Genomic DNA, 16,905 nt, shown 5'->3' on the forward strand with positions numbered 1-16,905 from the left:
GTCGAGCTTGCTCGACCCGCGCGGACTCACGCCACCGCGTTGTACGGTTCGATGCGGGCCAGCACGTCGGCCAGTCTCTCCTTGGTCATCGCAGCATCGAAATCGGCCTGCAGGCCGATCCAGAACTTGTCGGACACACCGAAGTAGCGGGACAGGCGCAGCCCGGTATCCGCCGTCACGGCACGATGGCCAGTGACGATCTCGCCGATCCGGCGCTGTGACACGCCGATCGCCTTGGCCAGGCGGTACCGGGTGATGCCCAGGGGCTCCAGGAATTCGTGCATCAGGATCTCGCCGGGAGCGGGGTAGGGAACGGTTCGCATGGAGTGGCCTGCCCGAAAGAATGACGTTGCGGGCAGTGTGGCAACGGCACGACGCTGCGGGAATCGCCATCCGCGACCGGCTTCGACGCATTTGGTCCGAGGGGTCAGATCCCTTTCCGACCGGAAAGGGCGCTGACCCCGTGCCCCTGTTTTGCACTACATTGGTGCAATGTCCGACCCCGCGCCCCCGCCGTCCCTCGATGCCCTCGGCACGCCGCTGGCCTGGGCCGGGCCCGATGGCCGCATCGCCGGCTGCAACCCGGCTTTCGCGCGCTGGCTGGGCGTCAGCGGCCGGCGCCTGCTCGGCCAGCCGTTGGCCGCGCTGGAAGTGCAGGGCGAGGCGCTGGCCCATTTCCTGGCCCGCGACGAGCGCGACAGCCTGCGCCTGAACCGGCTGGCGCTGGCCTTGCCCGGTGAGGGCGCGCGCTTTGCCGAAGGCTGGATGAGCCGCCGCGACGATGGCGGCTGGCTGCTGGAGGCGCATCCGGTCGATGAGTTTCCCGGACTCGACCCGACCCAGGCCCTGCCCAGCGCGCTCAGTGCGGCGCTGAAGGGTCTGGCGCATGAGCTGCGCAATCCGCTGGCCGGGTTGAAGGGCGCCGCACAGCTGCTGGCCCGCCGCGCGGCCCAGCGCGACGCCAGCGAACGCGAGCTGATCGATCTGATCGGCTCGGAGATCGAGCGGCTCAATGGCCTGCTGGAGCAACTGCTGTCACCGGCGCCGGCCGCGCCGCATGCGCCGCTGAACATCCACGCCGCGTTGGAGCGCGTGCTGCGTCTGGCCGAGAACGAAGCCGGCTGGGCGGTGCGCCTGCAGCGCGACTACGACCCCAGCATCCCCGAATTCGACGGCGACGCCGACCGCCTCACCCAGGCGGTATGGAACCTGGTGCGCAATGCCATCCAGGCCGGCGCCGGCAACATCACCCTGCGCACCCGCGTTGAACACGGGGTGCGCATCGCCGAACAGCTGCACACCCTGGCATTGCGCCTGGAAATCGCCGACGACGGCCGTGGCGTGCCCGAAGAACTGGCCGAACACCTGTTCCTGCCGTTGGTCAGTGGTCGTGCCGAAGGCACTGGCCTGGGCCTGGCGCTGGCCCAGCAGGTCGCGCGCGAGCATCGCGGCACGCTGACCTACCGGTCACGTCCGGGCCATACCGTATTCACCCTGCTGCTGCCGATCGGCAACGGCACTGCCACCGCCGAGGAGGCCCCGCGCGATGTCTGAGTCTTCCTCGTCCGCGCCGTGCATCTGGGTCGTCGACGATGACCGCGCCGTGCGCTTCGTACTGTGCACCGCGCTGCGCGAGGCCGGCTACCAGGTGGTCGACTTCGACAGCGCCGCACCCGCATTGAAAGCGCTGGCCGAAAGCCCGCCGCCTGCGCTGCTGTTCACCGACGTACGCATGCCCGGCGACGATGGCCTGGTGCTCCTGGACAAGCTGAAGGCCGCGCTGCCGCAGTTGCCGGTGGTGGTGATGTCGGCCTACACCGATGTCGCCAGTACCGCCGGTGCGTTCCGCGGCGGTGCGCACGAGTTCCTGTCCAAACCGTTCGACCTGGACGATGCGGTGGCGCTGGCCCAGCGCGTGCTGCCTGCAGTGGCGCCGGCCATGGCCGCGCCCACTCCTGCCGCAGACGCACCCAGCGACCAGCCGCCGCAGCTGGTGGGCGACACGCCACCGATGCGCGCGCTGTTCCGCGCCATCGGCCGCCTCGCGCAGGCGCCGCTGGCGGTGCTGATCATCGGCGAGACCGGCACCGGCAAGGAACTGGTGGCCAATGCGCTGCACCGCGAATCACCACGTGCGCAGCATCCGTTCGTCGCACTGAACACCGCCGCGATTCCCGCCGAACTGCTGGAAAGCGAGCTGTTCGGCCACGAAGCGGGTGCGTTCACCGGCGCGCAGCGGCGCCACATCGGCCGCTTCGAGCAGGCCAACGGCGGCACCCTGTTCCTCGATGAAATCGGCGACATGCCGTTGCCGCTGCAGACGCGCCTGTTGCGTGTGCTCGCGCAGGGCGAATTCTTCCGCGTGGGTGGACGCGAACTGATCCGCGTCGATGTACGCGTGGTCGCCGCCACCCATCAGGATCTGGAAGGCCTGGTCGCGCAGGGAAAATTCCGTGCCGACCTGCTGCATCGCCTCGACGTGGTGCGTCTGCAGCTGCCGCCGCTGCGCGAGCGCCGCGAGGACATCGCGCAGCTGGCCACCACCTTCCTGGCCGCGGCCGCACGCAAGCTCGATACGCCGCCCAAGCGCTTGACCGCAGCCGCATTGCAGGCGCTGCGCGAGCACGACTGGCCGGGCAACGTCCGCGAACTGGAAAACGTGTGCTGGCGCATGGCTGCACTGGCTGCTGCAGACACGATTGGCGTGGCCGATGTCGATACCGCGCTCAACCGCACCCGCAGCCGGCGCAGCAGCACGGCCGCTGGTGATCCGGGCCAATGGGAAGCGCTGCTGTCCGAATGGGCACGCCGGCAGCTGGCCGAAGGCACCGAGGGCCTGCACGCACAGGTACGCGAACGGGTCGACCACGCCCTGCTGGAGGCCGCGCTGCAGATCACCCACGGCCGTCGCGCCGAAGCCGCCGCGCGTCTGGGCCTCGGCCGCAATACGCTTACCCGCAAGCTGGGCGCCGGTCGCCGCCGCGGTGGCCATTGAACGGTGCCTGCACGCGATCCTCGCACCCGCTTGCCGAACTGTTGATCCTCCATGGACGATGCCGTCCGTAGTGTTACCTGCAAGGAGTCCTCGATGCGTTTGTCCTTCGCCCTTCTGCCCTTGTCCGCCGCCGTGCTCCTGTCCGCTTGTGGCAGCGCGCCGAAGAAGCCGCAGCCCACACCGCCTCCGGCAACGGTGGTCAGCACCGCCAAGCAGGCCGAAGCCAACCTGGCGCCTGCCTCGGCCAGCATCGTCAGTGGCCGCCTGGCGTTGATGGTGGAACCGGGCGGCGTGCACCTCACCGGTCTGGTGGGAGGCCTGCAGCCGATGCAGCAGGCCGGTTTCCACATCCACGAGCGCGGCGACTGCAGCGCGGTGGATGCCAGCAGCGCCGGCAACCACTTCAATCCTGCCGGTGTCGCGCACGGTCGTGCCGGCAGCGGCAAGCACCACCTGGGCGACATCGACAACCTGCAGGCCGATGCGCAGGGTCGTGCCAACATCGATGTGCATCTGAAGGGCGTTACTCTGGGTGGAGGCGCCGCCACGGATATCGCCGGACGTGCACTGGTGGTGCATGCCAGGGCCGACGACTATCGCAGCCAGCCCGCCGGCAATGCCGGCGTCCGCATCGCCTGCGGCGTGATCCGGGTAACCCGCTGATCACGCCCCCGGCATTTTCCAAGGAGAGTTTCCATGCGTCTGATCCACACTTCGCTGTTCGCCGCCATCGCTGCACTGGGCCTGGCCGCCTGCAACCAGCAACCGGCCGCACCGGCCGCCGAAGCCCCGGCCACCACCCCGGCCGAAGGTTCGGCAGCACCGGCCGATCCGGCCACTGCACCGGCTACCGCAGCGGCCCCGGCAGCCAATACCTCGGCCACTGCCGAGCTGGCACCGACCCAGGGCAATGAAACCAAGGGTTCGATCACCTTCAAGCTGGTCGACGGCAAGGTTCACGCGTCCGGCCAGATCACCGGCCTGAAGCCGGGCAGCGAGCACGGCTTCCACATCCACGAGAAGGGTGACTGCAGCGCGCCGGACGGCATGAGCGCCGGCGGCCACTTCAACCCGGGCAAGCAGGACCACGGCAACGTGGCCACCGACCCGCACCACGGTGGCGACATGCCCAACATCAAGGCCGACGACAAGGGCGTAGCCACCATCGACAGCCCGGTGTCGAGCAACGTCAACATCGGCAAGGGTGATGATTTCGACATCATCGGCCGCGGTCTGATCGTCCACGCCGACGCGGACGACTACAAGACCCAGCCGACCGGCAACGCCGGTGCGCGACTGGCGTGCGCGGTGATCAGCAAGGCCCCGTAAGAAATGAAAAAACGCCGGCGCAAGCCGGCGTTTTTCTTTGCACTGCTTCCTGTAGAGCCGAGCCCACGCTCGGCTGCTCTTCCGGGGCCCTGAGCCGAACATGGGCTCTGCTCTACAACACGTCGCGGCCACCGTTTCCTATCAGCGCGCCAGCAGTTCGCGCGCGTCCTGCCCAGCTTCGCAATGCACGAACAGCACCGGCACACCGTGCGCTTCCAGCACTGCGGCCATCTGCCGCTGGCGCATCAGGAACTGCTCGTAGATGCCCTGCAGGCGTTCGCAGTCACCCTTGCCGTGGTTGTAATGCGCGCACCAGCCGGCCGGATCGAACAGCGCCATGCGCGCTTCACCCTGCGTATAGCGCAGCAACGGCTCGGGCGCGTCACTCAGCCACTCGTCCTGGCCCGGAGCCATGATCGCGGTTTCAATCAGCGGCCACAGCGCGGCCAGACCCTGGTTGTCGTACTGCATCGACATCATCGCGGCCAGGTCGTTCACGGTGAAATAGCGTGCGTGCTCGACGCGTGCACCGAACGTGTTCTGTGCCATCAGCGCGGTGTCGGCATGGGCCATGCCATTGGCCAGCAGCACCTCTTCCAGTGCATCGGCCACGGCCGCCGTGGTTGCCACGTCACTGCCGGTCAGCAGGAACGGCACCACCCGCAGGCCACCGCCTACCAGGGTGGCGTCGGCCTGGAATGGCAGCGGTACATCACCGCTGGCATCGGCGCCGAAGGCCAGCACGCGCGGGCCCTGGTTGCGGCCGGGCGCGCGCATCTGCAGTTCTTCCAGGCGGCGATGGATCGGCCAGCCCGGGCGAAGCACTTCGGCCGGATCGAAATGGGCGGCGGCGAACACCAGGTCCAGCTCGGCCACCTGTGGCACCAGCTTGGACAGGTCGCGGCCGACGCGTTCGGCCAGTTCACCGGCCTGTTCAGCGCTGAGCACCGCCTGGCGGGGGATTTCGCCGCCGGCCAGTTCCAGGGCCAGCACGCCAAGGGCATTCATCGCAGGGTCGGGTTTGCTCATGGTTCCACGGTTGGCCCATCACAGGGCGGCAGCTACACTTGGCCCCATTATGCCTGCTCTGTCGTGCAGGCCATGTTGCAGACACCCTCATCCATGCCAGGTATCTCCATGCCCAACGCTCGTCCCGTCGCCATCCTCGGTGGCGTCCGCATTCCGTTCTGCCGCCAGAACACCGCGTATTCGGATGTCGGCAACCTCGGCATGTCGGTGCGCACGCTGGGAGCGCTGGTCGAGCGCTTCGGCCTGCACGGCCAGCAGCTGGGTGAAGTGGCGATGGGTGCGGTCATCAAGCACTCCAGCGACTGGAACCTGGGCCGCGAAGCCACGCTGTCCTCGGGTCTGTCGCCATTGACCCCCGGCATCACCCTGCAGCGTGCCTGCGGCACCTCGCTGGACAGCATCATCACGGTTGCCAACAAGATTGCGCTGGGCCAGATCGAGTCCGGCATCGGCGGCGGTTCGGATACCACTTCCGATGTGCCGATCGTGTACGGCAAGAAGCTGCGCGCGCGACTGCTGGCCGCCAACCGAGCCAAGACCACCGGCGACAAGATCCGCGCGCTGACCTCCGGCTTCAAGTTCGCCGAGCTCAAGCCGGAGTTCCCGGGCGTGGCCGAGCCGCGTACCGGCAAGAGCATGGGCGACCACTGCGAAGACATGGCCAAGGAGTGGAACATCTCGCGCGACTCGCAGGACGAGTGGGCGGTGTCCTCGCACAAGAAGCTGGCTGCCGCCTATGAGCGTGGCTTCTTCAACGACCTGATCGCACCGTTCCGCGGCGTCGAGCGCGACAACATCCTGCGCGCCGACACCTCGCTGGAAAAGCTGGCGACGCTGAAGCCGGCATTCGACAAGGTGTCCGGCCGCGGCACCCTGACTGCTGCCAACTCCACCCCGCTGACCGATGGCGCCGCCGCCGTGCTGCTGGCCAGTGAGGAGTGGGCGCGGGCGCATGGCCACGAGCCGCAGGCCTACCTGCGCGATGCACACGTGTCGGCCGTCGATTTCGTGCACGGCGAAGGCCTGTTGATGGCACCGACCGTGGCCGTGCCGGAGATGCTCAAGCGCAACGGCCTGACCCTGCAGGACTTCGACATCTACGAGATCCACGAAGCCTTCGCCGCACAGGTGCTGTGCACCCTGCGTGCGTGGGAGAGCGAGGATTACTGCCGCAACCGCCTGGGCCTGGATGCACCGATGGGGCGTATCGACCCGGACAAGATCAACCTGCTGGGTTCGTCGCTGGCCACCGGCCACCCGTTCGCCGCCACCGGTGCACGCGTGATCGCCACGGCGGCCAAGCAGCTGGCCGAGCGCGGCGGTGGCCGTGCGCTGGTGTCGATCTGCACCGCCGGCGGCATGGGCGTGGTGGCGATCGTCGAACGTTGATGCGACTGCTCTGGTAGATGCCAAGCTCGCTTGGCACTGCTCGATGAGCATCCACGCATGGCGTGGATCTACACACAAGAACGCCGCCCGATGGGCGGCGTTCTTGTGATCCCGGTGCGGCCACACGCCAACCAAGGTTGGCGTCTACCGAAGCGGGCTACGGCAACCGCGGGTTGCCGAACTCGTCGCGCTCTTCGTTGGCGTCATACACCGGCGGCAACGGTGCAATCGACTGCTCTTCGACGGTCGCATGCAGCGGCGTTTCAGTGGCCGCTGCCGATGCCCGTACCAGCGCCACGCTGTCCTCGCCGCGCTGCAGGCGCAGTGCGTTGGTCAGGCACTGCGCGGCCAGCACGTGCTCGCCACGCTGTGCGAAGGCTTCGCCCAGCGCTTCCCATGCAGGGGCGCCGGCACCAGCGGCGATGGCTTCATGCAGGAACGCGTCGGCGGCATCCCATTGCTGCTGCGCCAGCGCGATGCGGCCCTGGGCCAGGCGCAGGGCGGCCGAATCGTCGTGCACGTTGCGCCAGCGCTGCAGGTTGGCCTGGCGTGTAGCCAGACGTTCGGCCGGCAGACGGCCATACAGCGCCGCCAGTTCGTCATCCCAGCGATGGTCCAGCGCCTGCTCAAGCGCCAGCAGTGCCGGTTCGTCCCAGTCCAGTGCAACCGCACGGGTGGCGTAGGCGGCAACCACGTCCGGGGTCGGTCGCAGCGCCTTCGGCGTGGCTTCCCATTGCGTAGCCAGTGCGTTGACGTCGCCGGCTTCCAGCAGTGCCTGCGCGGCCAGGCGGGCTTCCAGTTCGCTGCTGGCCTCGGCCGGCAGCACCTTGGTCTGGCGCAGTGCGCCCAGCTGGCCGTAAGCCTCATGCGCGCGGCCAGCACGGGCCAGCGCTTCAGTACGCAGCCACAGACCGCGCGGCGGCAGCGGCTGGATCGCCGCCACATCCAGTGCGTTGATCGCATCCACCGGCAGATCGTTGGCCAGCAGCTGTTCGGCGCGCAGCAGCGCCTGCAACGTCGCATCGCTTTCGCCCAGACGCTGCAGCAGCGCCTCGGCAGCGGGTGCATCGGCGCGGACCTGCGCACTGCGCACGGCATTGGCCAGCGCAACGCCACTCACTTCCGGATCCTTGGCGGCGCCGTCCAGCAGCTTCTCGGCGCGCTGCCACTGGCCATGCTCGTAGGCCAGAAGGCCATCGATCAGGCGTACCCGGCCCTGCTTGCGGCGGTAGCGGCCCCAGGCACGGAACGGTGCGGCGATCAGGCTCCACAGCAGCCACAGCACCAGCACGCCGATCACCGACAGCAGTGCCACCTTCGGCAGGTTGCTGTGGTAGTCGTAGCCGGCGTAGCGCAGGGTCACTTCGCCGTAGCGGTTCAGGTCATCGGTGCCGAGCCATTGCGCGGCAACCACGCCAATCGCCACTGCCAGTAACAGCACGACCAGTGATTGCAGGGGTTTCATAGGGGCTTACCTCCGGTCGGTCTGGGTACGCAGTTGTTGCAGGGTGCTGCCAAGCACGGTGTCATCGGCCTGCAATGGCAGCGTGCGCAGGGCATGGAGTTCAGCACGTTGCGCGCGCAGGTCCGGTGAATCCGGCCAGCGCCGCTGCGCCCAGAGATCGATTCTGTTCAGCGCGGCATCGCGGCCGCTGCCATCGCCGCGCTCGATCGCGGCGCGGGCCAGGGTCAGTTCCAGCTGCAGCGCCGTGTCGATGGTGGTGCGCTCGGCCGTGGTCAGCGGACCGTTCAGACGGCTCGGGGTGATGTCCACGAAGGGCGCCAGCGCGGCCTGCCACCACGGTTTCGCGGTGTTGTCGGCGGGCGTCTGCGCGATCTGCGAAGGCAGGCCCTGCAGGGCCTTGCCCAGCGCGTCCAGGCGTTGCAGCGACTGCACGCGAGGGCCCGCGCCCAACGCATCCAGCGCGTTGCGTTCCTGCACCAGTGCCTGGCGCAGGTTCAGGCCGTCGCTGTCGGGAAGATCGGCCAGTGCAGTGGCGGCCAGCGCATACAGCCGGCGCGAGCCATCCACGTCATCGGCGAACGCCAGACGCTGCGCGGCCTGGGTCAGCAGCAGTTCGGCCTCATCGCGCTGCACCGCCTGGCGGCCCTGGTTGGCGCTGTCGGCCAGCTTGGCCAGGTTTTCTTCCAGCAAGGCACTGCGCTGCGACAGGCCCAGCATTTCATCGCGCAGCACCCGATTGGTGGTGGCCGCATCCTGCAGGCGCTGGCTGGCAGCGCGCTGGTCGCGGCGCAAAGCCTCGACCGTGGCCTCCAGTCCCTTCAGCTGCACGGCGGTGGTCTGTGCCTGTGCCAGCTGGTCGCTCTGCTGCTTCTGCCAATAGTGGTAACCGGCATAGCCGCCCGCGCCCAGCACCGCCAGCACGGCAAGCGGCAGCAGCCAGCGCACGGGGCGATGGGGCGATGGAGCGGGCGGCAGAGTGTCGTTCATCGGGCTTCCTTGTCGGCGGCAACGCCGGAACAGATCCGGCAGGCAGCGTTGTGCACAGCATCACTGTTGCCAACGACACCGGCAAGCCACTGCCGGGTGCCTGTTCAGGTCGCTGCCGGGCCGGTGAGCGCCGTGTGTGCAGCGGCGATCAACTGAAGATGGGTGGGGCCTTCGCTGCGCACCACCCGGGTCAGCCCCAGTGCCTGCGCCTGCGCGCCCAGTCGCTCGCTGGCCACCAGTGCGATCGCGTTCGCCTGCAGCCGCTGCTGCCAGTGTGCAGGCAACTGCTGCCAGAAACGCTGCAATGCCTCGCCACTGCTGACTGCCAGCAGCCAGGGCGTCGGAGAACGGGCCAAACGCGCCAGCATGCGCCGCGACAAGCGCAGCGGCAGCCGTCGGTAAACATCGGCGCGGATGATCTGTGCGCCTGCGGCCTGCAGTTCGGCGGCAATCAGCCCACGCCCGCCCGGTGCGGTCACCAGCCCGATCTGCATGCCGCGTACATCGCCCAGCACCGGCATCGCCAGCAGGCCCTCGCTGTCCATCCGCTGGGGCGCATGGACGTCGGCGACGCCGTGCGCCAGCAGCGCGCGCGCGGTGCCTTCACCCACGGTCAGCCACGGGCTGCGTTGCGCTGCCGCCAGCGGTAGCAGGCTGGCCGCCGCCGCGACAGCGGCCGGGCTGGTGAACACCACCCGATCGCTGGTCAGCGCCCGTTGTAATTGCTGCAATGCGGCAATGTCCTGCAGACGTTGCAGCCGCCAGGGCGAAAGCGCGACGGTACGGCCTCCCAGCGCTGCTGCGGCGTGGCGCAGCGCCGCCTGCTGACCCTGCGGGCGCAGTGAGATCAGGGTCCAGCCAGTGGGTATCGTATGGTTGGCCATTCCCGTCATTATGCGGGCCCTTTGTTGTCGTGGTTGCTGCTGATGGCTGTTGATGCCCTGACCTCTTCGCTGGCTGCCCTGCAGGACGTGCTGGACTGCATGCCGGCGGTCCGCGCGATGCAGATCCGCCTGGATGGCTATGCCGACGGCGTGCTGCGCATCACCGCGCCGCTGGTGGCCAACGTCAACGACAAGGGCAACGCGTTCGGCGGCAGCCTGGCCTCGGTGCTGACCCTGTCCGGCTGGGCGCTGGTCAGCCTGCGCCTGCGCCTGGCCGGCCACGACGCCGAGGTCTACGTGGCCGACAGCAACCTGCGCTACCTGGCGCCGGTCTATGAAGACCTGCACGCCCACGCCGAAGCCACCGGAAGCGGCGCCTGGGACACCTTCCTGGCCACGTTCCGCCAGCGCGGCAAGGCCCGCATCAGCATTGTCGCGACCCAGCCGGGCGCCGATGGCAAGGCCGCGGCCGAATTCAGTGGTCGTTTCGTTGCCTTCGCCAAAGGGTAGGATGGCAGGCTGACGCCCTGCGGAACCCACCGATGCGCCGCCTCATCCAGATCCTCCTGTGTTCCCTGCTGCTGCTCAGCGCCGCCGCCGGCGCTGCCGCCGACGACCTCAGCCGCAAGCAGCGCAAGCTGCTGGAAGAGACCCAGATCGCCTACGGCGCCACCATCCGCTGGGGCAGCATGGACGACGCCATCGCCTATCTGGACCCGCAGCTGCGCAAGTCCAAGCCGCCGACCGAATTCGAACTCAACCGCTATGCCCAGCTGCGCGTGTCGTCCTACCGCGAGCGCAGCACGGCAGCGCTGGATGGCGGCCTGGTCGAGCGCCGGGTGGAAATCGGGGTGATCAACCAGAACACCCAGGCCGAGCGCACCGTGGTGGTGACCGAGCGCTGGCGCTGGGATCCGGAAGCCAAGCGCTGGTGGCAAAGCGCGGGCCTGCCGGACCTCTGGCAGGGGCAGTGACGGGTCGCGTCCGGCTTGTGCGACAATCGGCGCCCGCTTAATCGACCCGTGACCTGAGTGAATTACGAAGAGTTGCTGGCCTTCGCAGGCCGAAACCCGATGCTGTCCGCGGCCCTGGTCGGCCTGACCGTGGCCCTCATCGTCACCGAAATCCGCCGCCTGTTCCGGGGCTTCAAGGGCATCAAGCCCGCCGAACTGACCCAGCTGATCAATGCGGGCGGCACGGTGGTGGTGGATCTGTCGCCCAGCGCCGATTTCGAAAAGGGCCATATCGCCGGCAGCCGCAGTGCCCAGGCCAGCGCGTTCGGCCCCGAGCACAAGCTGGTGGCCAACGCCAAGCAGGCCCCGGTGGTATTGGTGTGCCGCAGCGGCAACGCGTCCGAGACCGCCGCCAAGGCGTTGAAGAAGGCCGGCTTCGAGAAGGTCTTCGTGCTCGACGGCGGCATCCCCGCGTGGCAGCAGGCAGAACTGCCGCTGGTCAAGGGCCGCAACTGATCGCAGGCGGTGGCGGAAGTGGCCTTGTTTGCGCCCTCCGCCGCCCCCATCGCAGTAATTCGACCATCGTTTTCATTGCATTCACTGGAGTTACTGGAAATGTCCGAAGAGACCACCAACGGCGCTGTCGCGCCGGTCGATGCCGCCACCGGCCCCGCGTTCACCGTCGAGAAGATCTACGTCAAGGACGTTTCCTTCGAGTCGCCGAATGCTCCGTCGATCTTCAACGACCAGGTGCAGCCGGAACTGCAGCTCAACCTGAACCAGCAGGTCCAGCGTCTGGGCGAGAATGCCTTTGAAGTCGTGCTGGCCGTGACCCTGACCTGCCAGGCCGGCGAGCGCACCGCGTACGTGGCCGAAGTGAAGCAGGCCGGCGTGTTCGGCCTGGTCGGCCTGGACCCGCAGTCGATCGACGTGCTGCTCGGCACCCAGTGCCCGAACATCCTGTTCCCGTACGTGCGCCAGCTGGTCAGCGACCTGATCCAGGCCGGCGGCTTCCCGCCGTTCTTCCTGCAGCCGATCAACTTCGAAGGCCTGTACGCAGAAACCCTGCGCCAGCGCCAGGAGCAGGGCGACGCACCGTCGCTGGCTGACTCCGAGCCGGCCGGCAACGCCTGATCCCGGCCGCGACGTCACGGATGAGCACTACCGCTGACAAGATTGCCGTACTCGGCGCCGGTTCCTGGGGAACCGCGCTGGCTACGCTGCTCGCCCGGCACGGTCGCCAGACCGTGCTGTGGGGGCGCGATGCCGCCGTGGTTGAAGCCATCGACCAGCGCCACGAGAATCCGCGCTACCTGCCGGGCATTCCGTTGCCGGAATCGCTGCGCGCCACCACCGACCTGGCGTCGGCGGTGGAGGGTGCCGCCTGGATCCTGGTGGTGACCCCGTCGCACGCATTCGGTGAAACCGTGCGCGCGCTGGCGCCGCTGCGTCCGGCCGGTGCCGGCGTGGCCTGGGCGACCAAGGGCTTCGAGCCCGGCTCTGGCCGCTTCCTGCATGAAGTGGCGCGCGAAGTGCTGGGCGAGGACGTGCCGCTGGCCGTTGTCACCGGGCCGTCGTTCGCCAAGGAAGTAACCCTGGGCCTGCCGACCGCGATCACCGTGCACGGCGACGTGCCCGAGTTCGCGCAGACGGTGGCCGAGGCGATGCATGGTCCGGCGTTCCGCGCCTACACCGGCGACGACATGGTCGGTGCCGAGCTGGGCGGTGCGATGAAGAACGTGCTGGCCGTGGCCACCGGCGTGGCCGATGGCATGCAGCTGGGCCTGAACGCCCGTGCCGGCCTGATCACCCGCGGCCTCAACGAAATGCTTCGCCTGGCCGCAGCAATCGGCGCCAAGCCGGAAACGCTGATGGGCCTTGCTGGCCTGGGCGACCTGGTGCTGACCTGTACCGGCGACCTGTCGCGCAACCGCCGCCTGGGCCTGGCCCTGGGCCGCGGGCAGACGCTGCAGGACGCCATCCGCGAAATCGGCCAGGTGGTCGAGTCGGTGCAGACCGCCGACGAAGTGATGCGACAGGCGCGCCGTCATGGCATCGACCTGCCCATCTCCGACCGCGTGCGCGCCGTGCTGCATGGCGAGCAGACCCCGGAAGAAGGATTGCGTGCGCTGTTGGCACGCGAACAGAAACCGGAGTATCCGGACACGCTGTTCAAGTGAATCGAAAAACCCCGGCCCAGCGCCGGGGTTTTTTTTGTGCGTGCGCGAACCCCATCCACGCATGGCGTGGATCTGCTGTGGAACCCGTAACGCCCATCATCGCGGCCGCGGCGGTGCGTTGGTATTGTCCATGTCCGAAAAGATCATCCACGGCCCACCCGCTACCCGCTTCAACGTCAGCGTGAACTTCCCGGTATCGCCCACGTTGTTGCCGTAGGTGTAGGCGCCGATGATGTAACCGGTGGTTTCCTCGGCGGCATAGGCCAGCGCGCGCAGTCGCAACGGGCTGCTTCCCTGGCCGGCATACGCTGCCTCGATTGCCGCGCGCCCGCGCACAGGCGGCTGGTTGCTCTGCAGGATGAAACCGTCCTTGGCGAACAGCCCCGCCAATGCCTTCGCATCACCCGTGCGCCACGCCTGTTCGTAATCGCGCAGCACCCGATCCAGCGCAGCGGGCAGGGCGACATCGGCAACACGTGCGGCGGGCGAGGGGGCAGCCGATTCCTGCGCAACAACAGGCCCGGCCAGCAACAGGCCACTGAGAACAATCACGGCAAGTCTTGAACGGTGCATGCGTCTGCATCCTGGCGGTGATGGAAAGCATGACTGCCAGAGTATCCGTCTTGGCTGGCGGGTAGAATCACGCGGGCGCCAGCTGGGCGAATGCACACAGGACAGGGAATGACGTCTCGAATGATTGGAATGGCGGCGATGGTCGCGTTGCTGGCCGCCTGCACGCAGACACCGGCACCCGCACCGGACGCAGGCACCGCTGCCGCCGCACCGGCGACAGAAGCTCCAGCCGCCACCGCTACAGTGGTCGAAAACGAGCCGTCCATCGAAGACGGCGTGGACCCTTCGGTGTGGGACAACGAAGGTGAGCCGGAAGGCGAGACCCCCGGCGCGGAGCTCACCTGCAAGGACAATCCGCTGGCCACCTATTTCTTCACCCTGGTCGGCGGCAACACCGTGGACGACTGCGGCCGCAAGGACCCGAAGGTGCTGGCCGCGTTCAATGCCCTGATGAAGAACACTGCGGCGGCCGAATCGCCCGACAAGAGCATCCCCTCCCTGCGTGAACGCCTGCTGAGTGGTCCCAGCGGGCCTGGCGAACTGATGGTGCTGCAGGGCGAGCCGTGGTGGCTCTACACCGCCTGCCAGGCGCACCAGTGCCCGACCACCGCGTTGGCGATGCTGTACTCGCCGACGCAGTCGAAGATGGTCGGCCGCCTTACGGCCCGCTGCAAGGTGTGGTGGCTGGGCGAGCCGAACGCGGAGCAGCGTGCCCTGATCGATCGCGAGCGGCCGGTGGACGAAGCGATGCTGAAGGAAGAAGGCGATTCCTGCGAGTGATGGGCGCTAACGCCGGAAGAGGTTCCGGCGTTATTCCTCCGGTCGCATCCGCGCACTGACCTGCGCGGTCAGCGCCAGGCACGCCATCATCAAACCCTCCATCACCCGATCGCCCACGTATTCGTCGTCCGGGCCGTTCTGGCGGACGCGCTCGGCCGCCAGCAGCATCTCCAGCGCGATGCGCAGGCCTGCCAGTGCGCAGTCCGCATCGGCCAGTGCCATGCGACGGCCCGGCATCTGATGACGCTCCGGCCACGGCTGGCCGTCGGCGGCTGCGCCGTTGCCGATCCGCGTCAGGGTGGCAATGAAAGCCGTGGGGTCGAGCGCAGGTGGTTGCTCTGATACCTCATCGCCCGCAACGCGATAGGGGTGGGGGCGAGGGAATTCCGGTGTAGTCATGGCTGGGGCTCCGTGCAGGACAGACGGTAGCCGCCACACAAAGGTGGCGGGCGGAGACGTGGCTCGAAAACCGGGACAATGAACCGGCAGGCACAGGGCCTCCACGCTCCGCCCGCCGTAGCCGGCAGACGGATTGCCGACCGGCGCCACGCGAGGTGACGCCGGCCGGCAAGCGCAATCACTTCATTGTCGATACGGGTTTTCGAGGCCCGGCCACCCCAGATGAGGTGGCTCGTCATCTGTACCTGTGCCGACGCGTAGCGCCAATCAGAAGAGTTGCATTCAACGCTTGATGCAAGACGCTTTCGGCATTCTTGCATGCTGTTAAGCCGCCCCAAACGCCGATGGCGCAAGGGCCCTAAGCGATAGAGGAATATGCGACATGCGTCGTGGTTGCCTGCGTAGTGTGCTGTCGCCTCAGCGAGGCAATGACGACAGAACTCCGCGATTGGGCGGCACAACGTGGTTCTAATCGAGCTCTATGAGAAAGCGCGTGGCCATGGCAGATGGCACGACAGACGCCCCGACCCGCTTCAGTTCAACCAGTCCATAGCCTTCCATCATCCGAAGGGTACGAGAAAGGCTTGGAACCTTACGCCCGCATTGCTCAGACAGCTGGGTGAGGGACCTGGGTTGAAGTTCGCGCAGCAGTCGCAACAGCCGGCGGTTCTCATCGCTCAATACTGCGGCCAGGGAAGACAGGGTCGAGAAGGCTATCGCCCCATCCGTTACCTGCGGTGGGGCCGATCTGTCCCTTCGTTCTCCGCCGATGACACAACGTCGGAAGGTACTTTGGACTGGCGAACGGCGCGTGTCGGAATCTGTCATCGGTGCGAGATTGCATTGGGACCGATAGATCATGTCTGGCTGAGCACGAGTTGCATTGAACAAACGGCGCATGTAGGGCGCGCCTGCAGGACCGTGTCAGCTTCGGGCCAGGAGCGGACTTCCGCCCGGCTCCCGATCAACAACGCTGATCTCACGCTGATATCCATTTCCGGCCATCAACAAGCCTACCGGTCACTCGCTGGGTTTCAGCCGCTGCGCTGAGCGAGCGTACGAATCGAAGACGCGACGTCGCCTGTGCCAATCAACTGCTCTTCCAGTGCCTCTACCGCGGGTGTGCCGGCGGCCGCACTACGCATCAGCCGAAAGCTCGCTGCGGGGAGCGCGGGAAGTCCCAAGCCATCGCCGGCAATGACCAAGCCATCCTGGATGTCATCCTCAAGCGCGATAGTGATGGCGAGCCCCGACTTTGCAGCCGATCGCAAGCCCTGCTGGCTCGCCGAGCTGAAGGCGACGCGCCACTCGAGGCCGGCTTCAACAAGTGCTTCAACGCACACGTCCCGGTGCATGCACGGACTGGGCGCGAGGGCGAGTGGCAGCGCCTTCTCCGGTTCATGCTCGTACCCCGAACCGATGGCCCAGACGAAACGCGTTCGCCTCAGAAGCGGCCAGTCAACGTCCTCCCGCAGAAACAGGTTCACCGCCAGATCGAGTGTTCCTGCATGTATCTGCTCGTTCAGCGCTCCGTAGGGCTCCACGGTTACATCCAACCGCACCGCCGGAAATCTGCGGGAGAAGCGCGACAGCATTGCGGTCAACAGATCGCCGGCATAGGTCTCGGGCACGCCAAGGCGCACTGCGCCGGTAACGGGAGCCTTCTGGAATCGGCGAACCAGCAGGCTCTGGGCAGCAAGGATCTGCTCCGCATGACGCAGGAAGTCCTCGCCGTCTTCGGTGAGTGTCACGCTTCTCGTGGTCCGCTTCAGCAAGGCGCTGCCCGCCTGCTCTTCCAGCTTCCGGATCTGGTGGCTGATGGCGGATTGGCTAAGGCTCATGCGCTCACCCGCCTTGGTGAAGCCACCTGTCTCTACGACGGCGACAAAGGCGCGTAGCAGGTCGGGGTCAAAGAACACCGGAGCGATCCATGATGAAGATT

At 67.4% G+C, this 16,905-nt stretch carries 20 protein-coding genes; 11 read left to right on the forward strand and 9 right to left on the reverse strand.

The window, feature by feature from the left end; genetic code table 11:
- Positions 1-26: 26 nt before the first annotated feature.
- The gene (locus CR156_RS20485) at positions 27-323 is read right to left on the reverse strand and encodes a HigA family addiction module antitoxin (protein ID WP_100554359.1); all 297 of its coding nucleotides are present in this window, start codon (positions 321-323) and stop codon (positions 27-29) included.
- A 169-nt stretch (positions 324-492) separates the two neighbouring features.
- Between CR156_RS20485 and CR156_RS20490 the strand changes: the two genes are divergently transcribed.
- The 4 genes from CR156_RS20490 (at position 493) to CR156_RS20505 (ending at position 4,324) form a co-directional block, all read left to right on the forward strand.
- Positions 493-1,554, forward strand: coding sequence for a two-component system sensor histidine kinase NtrB (locus CR156_RS20490; protein ID WP_100554517.1), 1,062 nt, complete (start codon positions 493-495; stop codon positions 1,552-1,554).
- Positions 1,547-2,995, forward strand: coding sequence for a nitrogen regulation protein NR(I) (gene ntrC / locus CR156_RS20495; RefSeq protein ID WP_100554360.1), 1,449 nt, complete (start codon positions 1,547-1,549; stop codon positions 2,993-2,995). Before CR156_RS20490 ends, ntrC begins: the two co-directional genes overlap by 8 nt.
- A 93-nt stretch (positions 2,996-3,088) precedes the next feature.
- The gene (locus tag CR156_RS20500) at positions 3,089-3,658 is read left to right on the forward strand and encodes a superoxide dismutase family protein (RefSeq protein ID WP_100554361.1); all 570 of its coding nucleotides are present in this window, start codon (positions 3,089-3,091) and stop codon (positions 3,656-3,658) included.
- Positions 3,659-3,691: 33 nt separating this feature from the next.
- Entirely contained in the window at positions 3,692-4,324 is a 633-nt protein-coding gene (locus tag CR156_RS20505; protein WP_100554362.1) for a superoxide dismutase family protein, read from the forward strand.
- A gap of 141 nt (positions 4,325-4,465) precedes the next feature.
- Here CR156_RS20505 and CR156_RS20510 read toward each other — a convergent pair whose 3' ends face one another.
- Positions 4,466-5,353 carry a hypothetical protein gene (locus CR156_RS20510; protein ID WP_100554363.1) on the reverse strand — a complete coding sequence of 296 codons (888 nt, stop codon included), beginning with the start codon at positions 5,351-5,353 and terminating at the stop codon, positions 4,466-4,468.
- Between the two features lie 93 nt (positions 5,354-5,446).
- Here CR156_RS20510 and CR156_RS20515 point away from each other — a divergent pair, with 93 nt between their 5' ends.
- Positions 5,447-6,742 carry an acetyl-CoA C-acetyltransferase gene (locus CR156_RS20515; RefSeq protein ID WP_100461806.1) on the forward strand — a complete coding sequence of 432 codons (1,296 nt, stop codon included), beginning with the start codon at positions 5,447-5,449 and terminating at the stop codon, positions 6,740-6,742.
- 157 nt (positions 6,743-6,899) lie between these two features.
- On the opposite strand, the gene CR156_RS20520 is transcribed toward CR156_RS20515, so the two are convergent.
- The 3 genes from CR156_RS20520 to CR156_RS20530 all read right to left on the reverse strand — a co-directional run bounded on the left by CR156_RS20520 (position 6,900) and on the right by CR156_RS20530 (position 10,087).
- Positions 6,900-8,207 carry a heme biosynthesis HemY N-terminal domain-containing protein gene (locus tag CR156_RS20520; protein ID WP_100554364.1) on the reverse strand — a complete coding sequence of 436 codons (1,308 nt, stop codon included), beginning with the start codon at positions 8,205-8,207 and terminating at the stop codon, positions 6,900-6,902.
- A gap of 6 nt (positions 8,208-8,213) precedes the next feature.
- The gene (locus tag CR156_RS20525; RefSeq protein WP_100554365.1) at positions 8,214-9,194 is read right to left on the reverse strand and encodes a uroporphyrinogen-III C-methyltransferase; all 981 of its coding nucleotides are present in this window, start codon (positions 9,192-9,194) and stop codon (positions 8,214-8,216) included.
- Positions 9,195-9,298: 104 nt separating this feature from the next.
- Positions 9,299-10,087, reverse strand: a complete 789-nt coding sequence (locus CR156_RS20530; RefSeq protein WP_100554366.1) for a uroporphyrinogen-III synthase — start codon at positions 10,085-10,087, stop codon at positions 9,299-9,301.
- Positions 10,088-10,120: 33 nt separating this feature from the next.
- Here CR156_RS20530 and CR156_RS20535 point away from each other — a divergent pair, with 33 nt between their 5' ends.
- From CR156_RS20535 to CR156_RS20555, 5 genes are all read left to right on the forward strand, one after another.
- Positions 10,121-10,588, forward strand: a complete 468-nt coding sequence (locus CR156_RS20535; protein ID WP_089242022.1) for a YiiD C-terminal domain-containing protein — start codon at positions 10,121-10,123, stop codon at positions 10,586-10,588.
- A 32-nt stretch (positions 10,589-10,620) separates the two neighbouring features.
- Entirely contained in the window at positions 10,621-11,052 is a 432-nt protein-coding gene (locus CR156_RS20540; protein WP_100554367.1) for a hypothetical protein, read from the forward strand.
- 57 nt (positions 11,053-11,109) lie between these two features.
- Entirely contained in the window at positions 11,110-11,547 is a 438-nt protein-coding gene (locus CR156_RS20545) for a rhodanese-like domain-containing protein (RefSeq protein ID WP_025875933.1), read from the forward strand.
- Positions 11,548-11,646: 99 nt separating this feature from the next.
- Positions 11,647-12,165 carry a protein-export chaperone SecB gene (gene secB / locus CR156_RS20550; protein ID WP_025875931.1) on the forward strand — a complete coding sequence of 173 codons (519 nt, stop codon included), beginning with the start codon at positions 11,647-11,649 and terminating at the stop codon, positions 12,163-12,165.
- A gap of 20 nt (positions 12,166-12,185) precedes the next feature.
- The gene (locus CR156_RS20555; RefSeq protein WP_025875929.1) at positions 12,186-13,211 is read left to right on the forward strand and encodes an NAD(P)H-dependent glycerol-3-phosphate dehydrogenase; all 1,026 of its coding nucleotides are present in this window, start codon (positions 12,186-12,188) and stop codon (positions 13,209-13,211) included.
- A gap of 96 nt (positions 13,212-13,307) precedes the next feature.
- Here CR156_RS20555 and CR156_RS20560 read toward each other — a convergent pair whose 3' ends face one another.
- Positions 13,308-13,784, reverse strand: a complete 477-nt coding sequence (locus tag CR156_RS20560) for a YybH family protein (RefSeq protein WP_165781030.1) — start codon at positions 13,782-13,784, stop codon at positions 13,308-13,310.
- Between the two features lie 108 nt (positions 13,785-13,892).
- Between CR156_RS20560 and CR156_RS20565 the strand changes: the two genes are divergently transcribed.
- A complete protein-coding gene (locus CR156_RS20565) occupies positions 13,893-14,564 on the forward strand; it encodes a hypothetical protein (protein ID WP_100554369.1) in 672 nt (223 codons plus the stop codon).
- A 30-nt stretch (positions 14,565-14,594) separates the two neighbouring features.
- Here CR156_RS20565 and CR156_RS20570 read toward each other — a convergent pair whose 3' ends face one another.
- The 3 genes from CR156_RS20570 to CR156_RS20580 all read right to left on the reverse strand — a co-directional run bounded on the left by CR156_RS20570 (position 14,595) and on the right by CR156_RS20580 (position 16,882).
- Positions 14,595-14,963: a hypothetical protein gene (locus tag CR156_RS20570; RefSeq protein WP_100554370.1), complete on the reverse strand. Its 369-nt coding sequence runs from the start codon at positions 14,961-14,963 to the stop codon at positions 14,595-14,597.
- 468 nt (positions 14,964-15,431) lie between these two features.
- Positions 15,432-15,863 carry an HVO_A0114 family putative DNA-binding protein gene (locus tag CR156_RS23330; protein ID WP_207764224.1) on the reverse strand — a complete coding sequence of 144 codons (432 nt, stop codon included), beginning with the start codon at positions 15,861-15,863 and terminating at the stop codon, positions 15,432-15,434.
- Positions 15,864-15,997: 134 nt separating this feature from the next.
- Positions 15,998-16,882, reverse strand: a complete 885-nt coding sequence (locus CR156_RS20580) for a LysR family transcriptional regulator (protein WP_100554371.1) — start codon at positions 16,880-16,882, stop codon at positions 15,998-16,000.
- Positions 16,883-16,905 lie beyond the last annotated feature (23 nt).

The organism is Stenotrophomonas lactitubi, from assembly GCF_002803515.1.
Taxonomy (GTDB): Bacteria; Pseudomonadota; Gammaproteobacteria; order Xanthomonadales; family Xanthomonadaceae; genus Stenotrophomonas; species Stenotrophomonas lactitubi.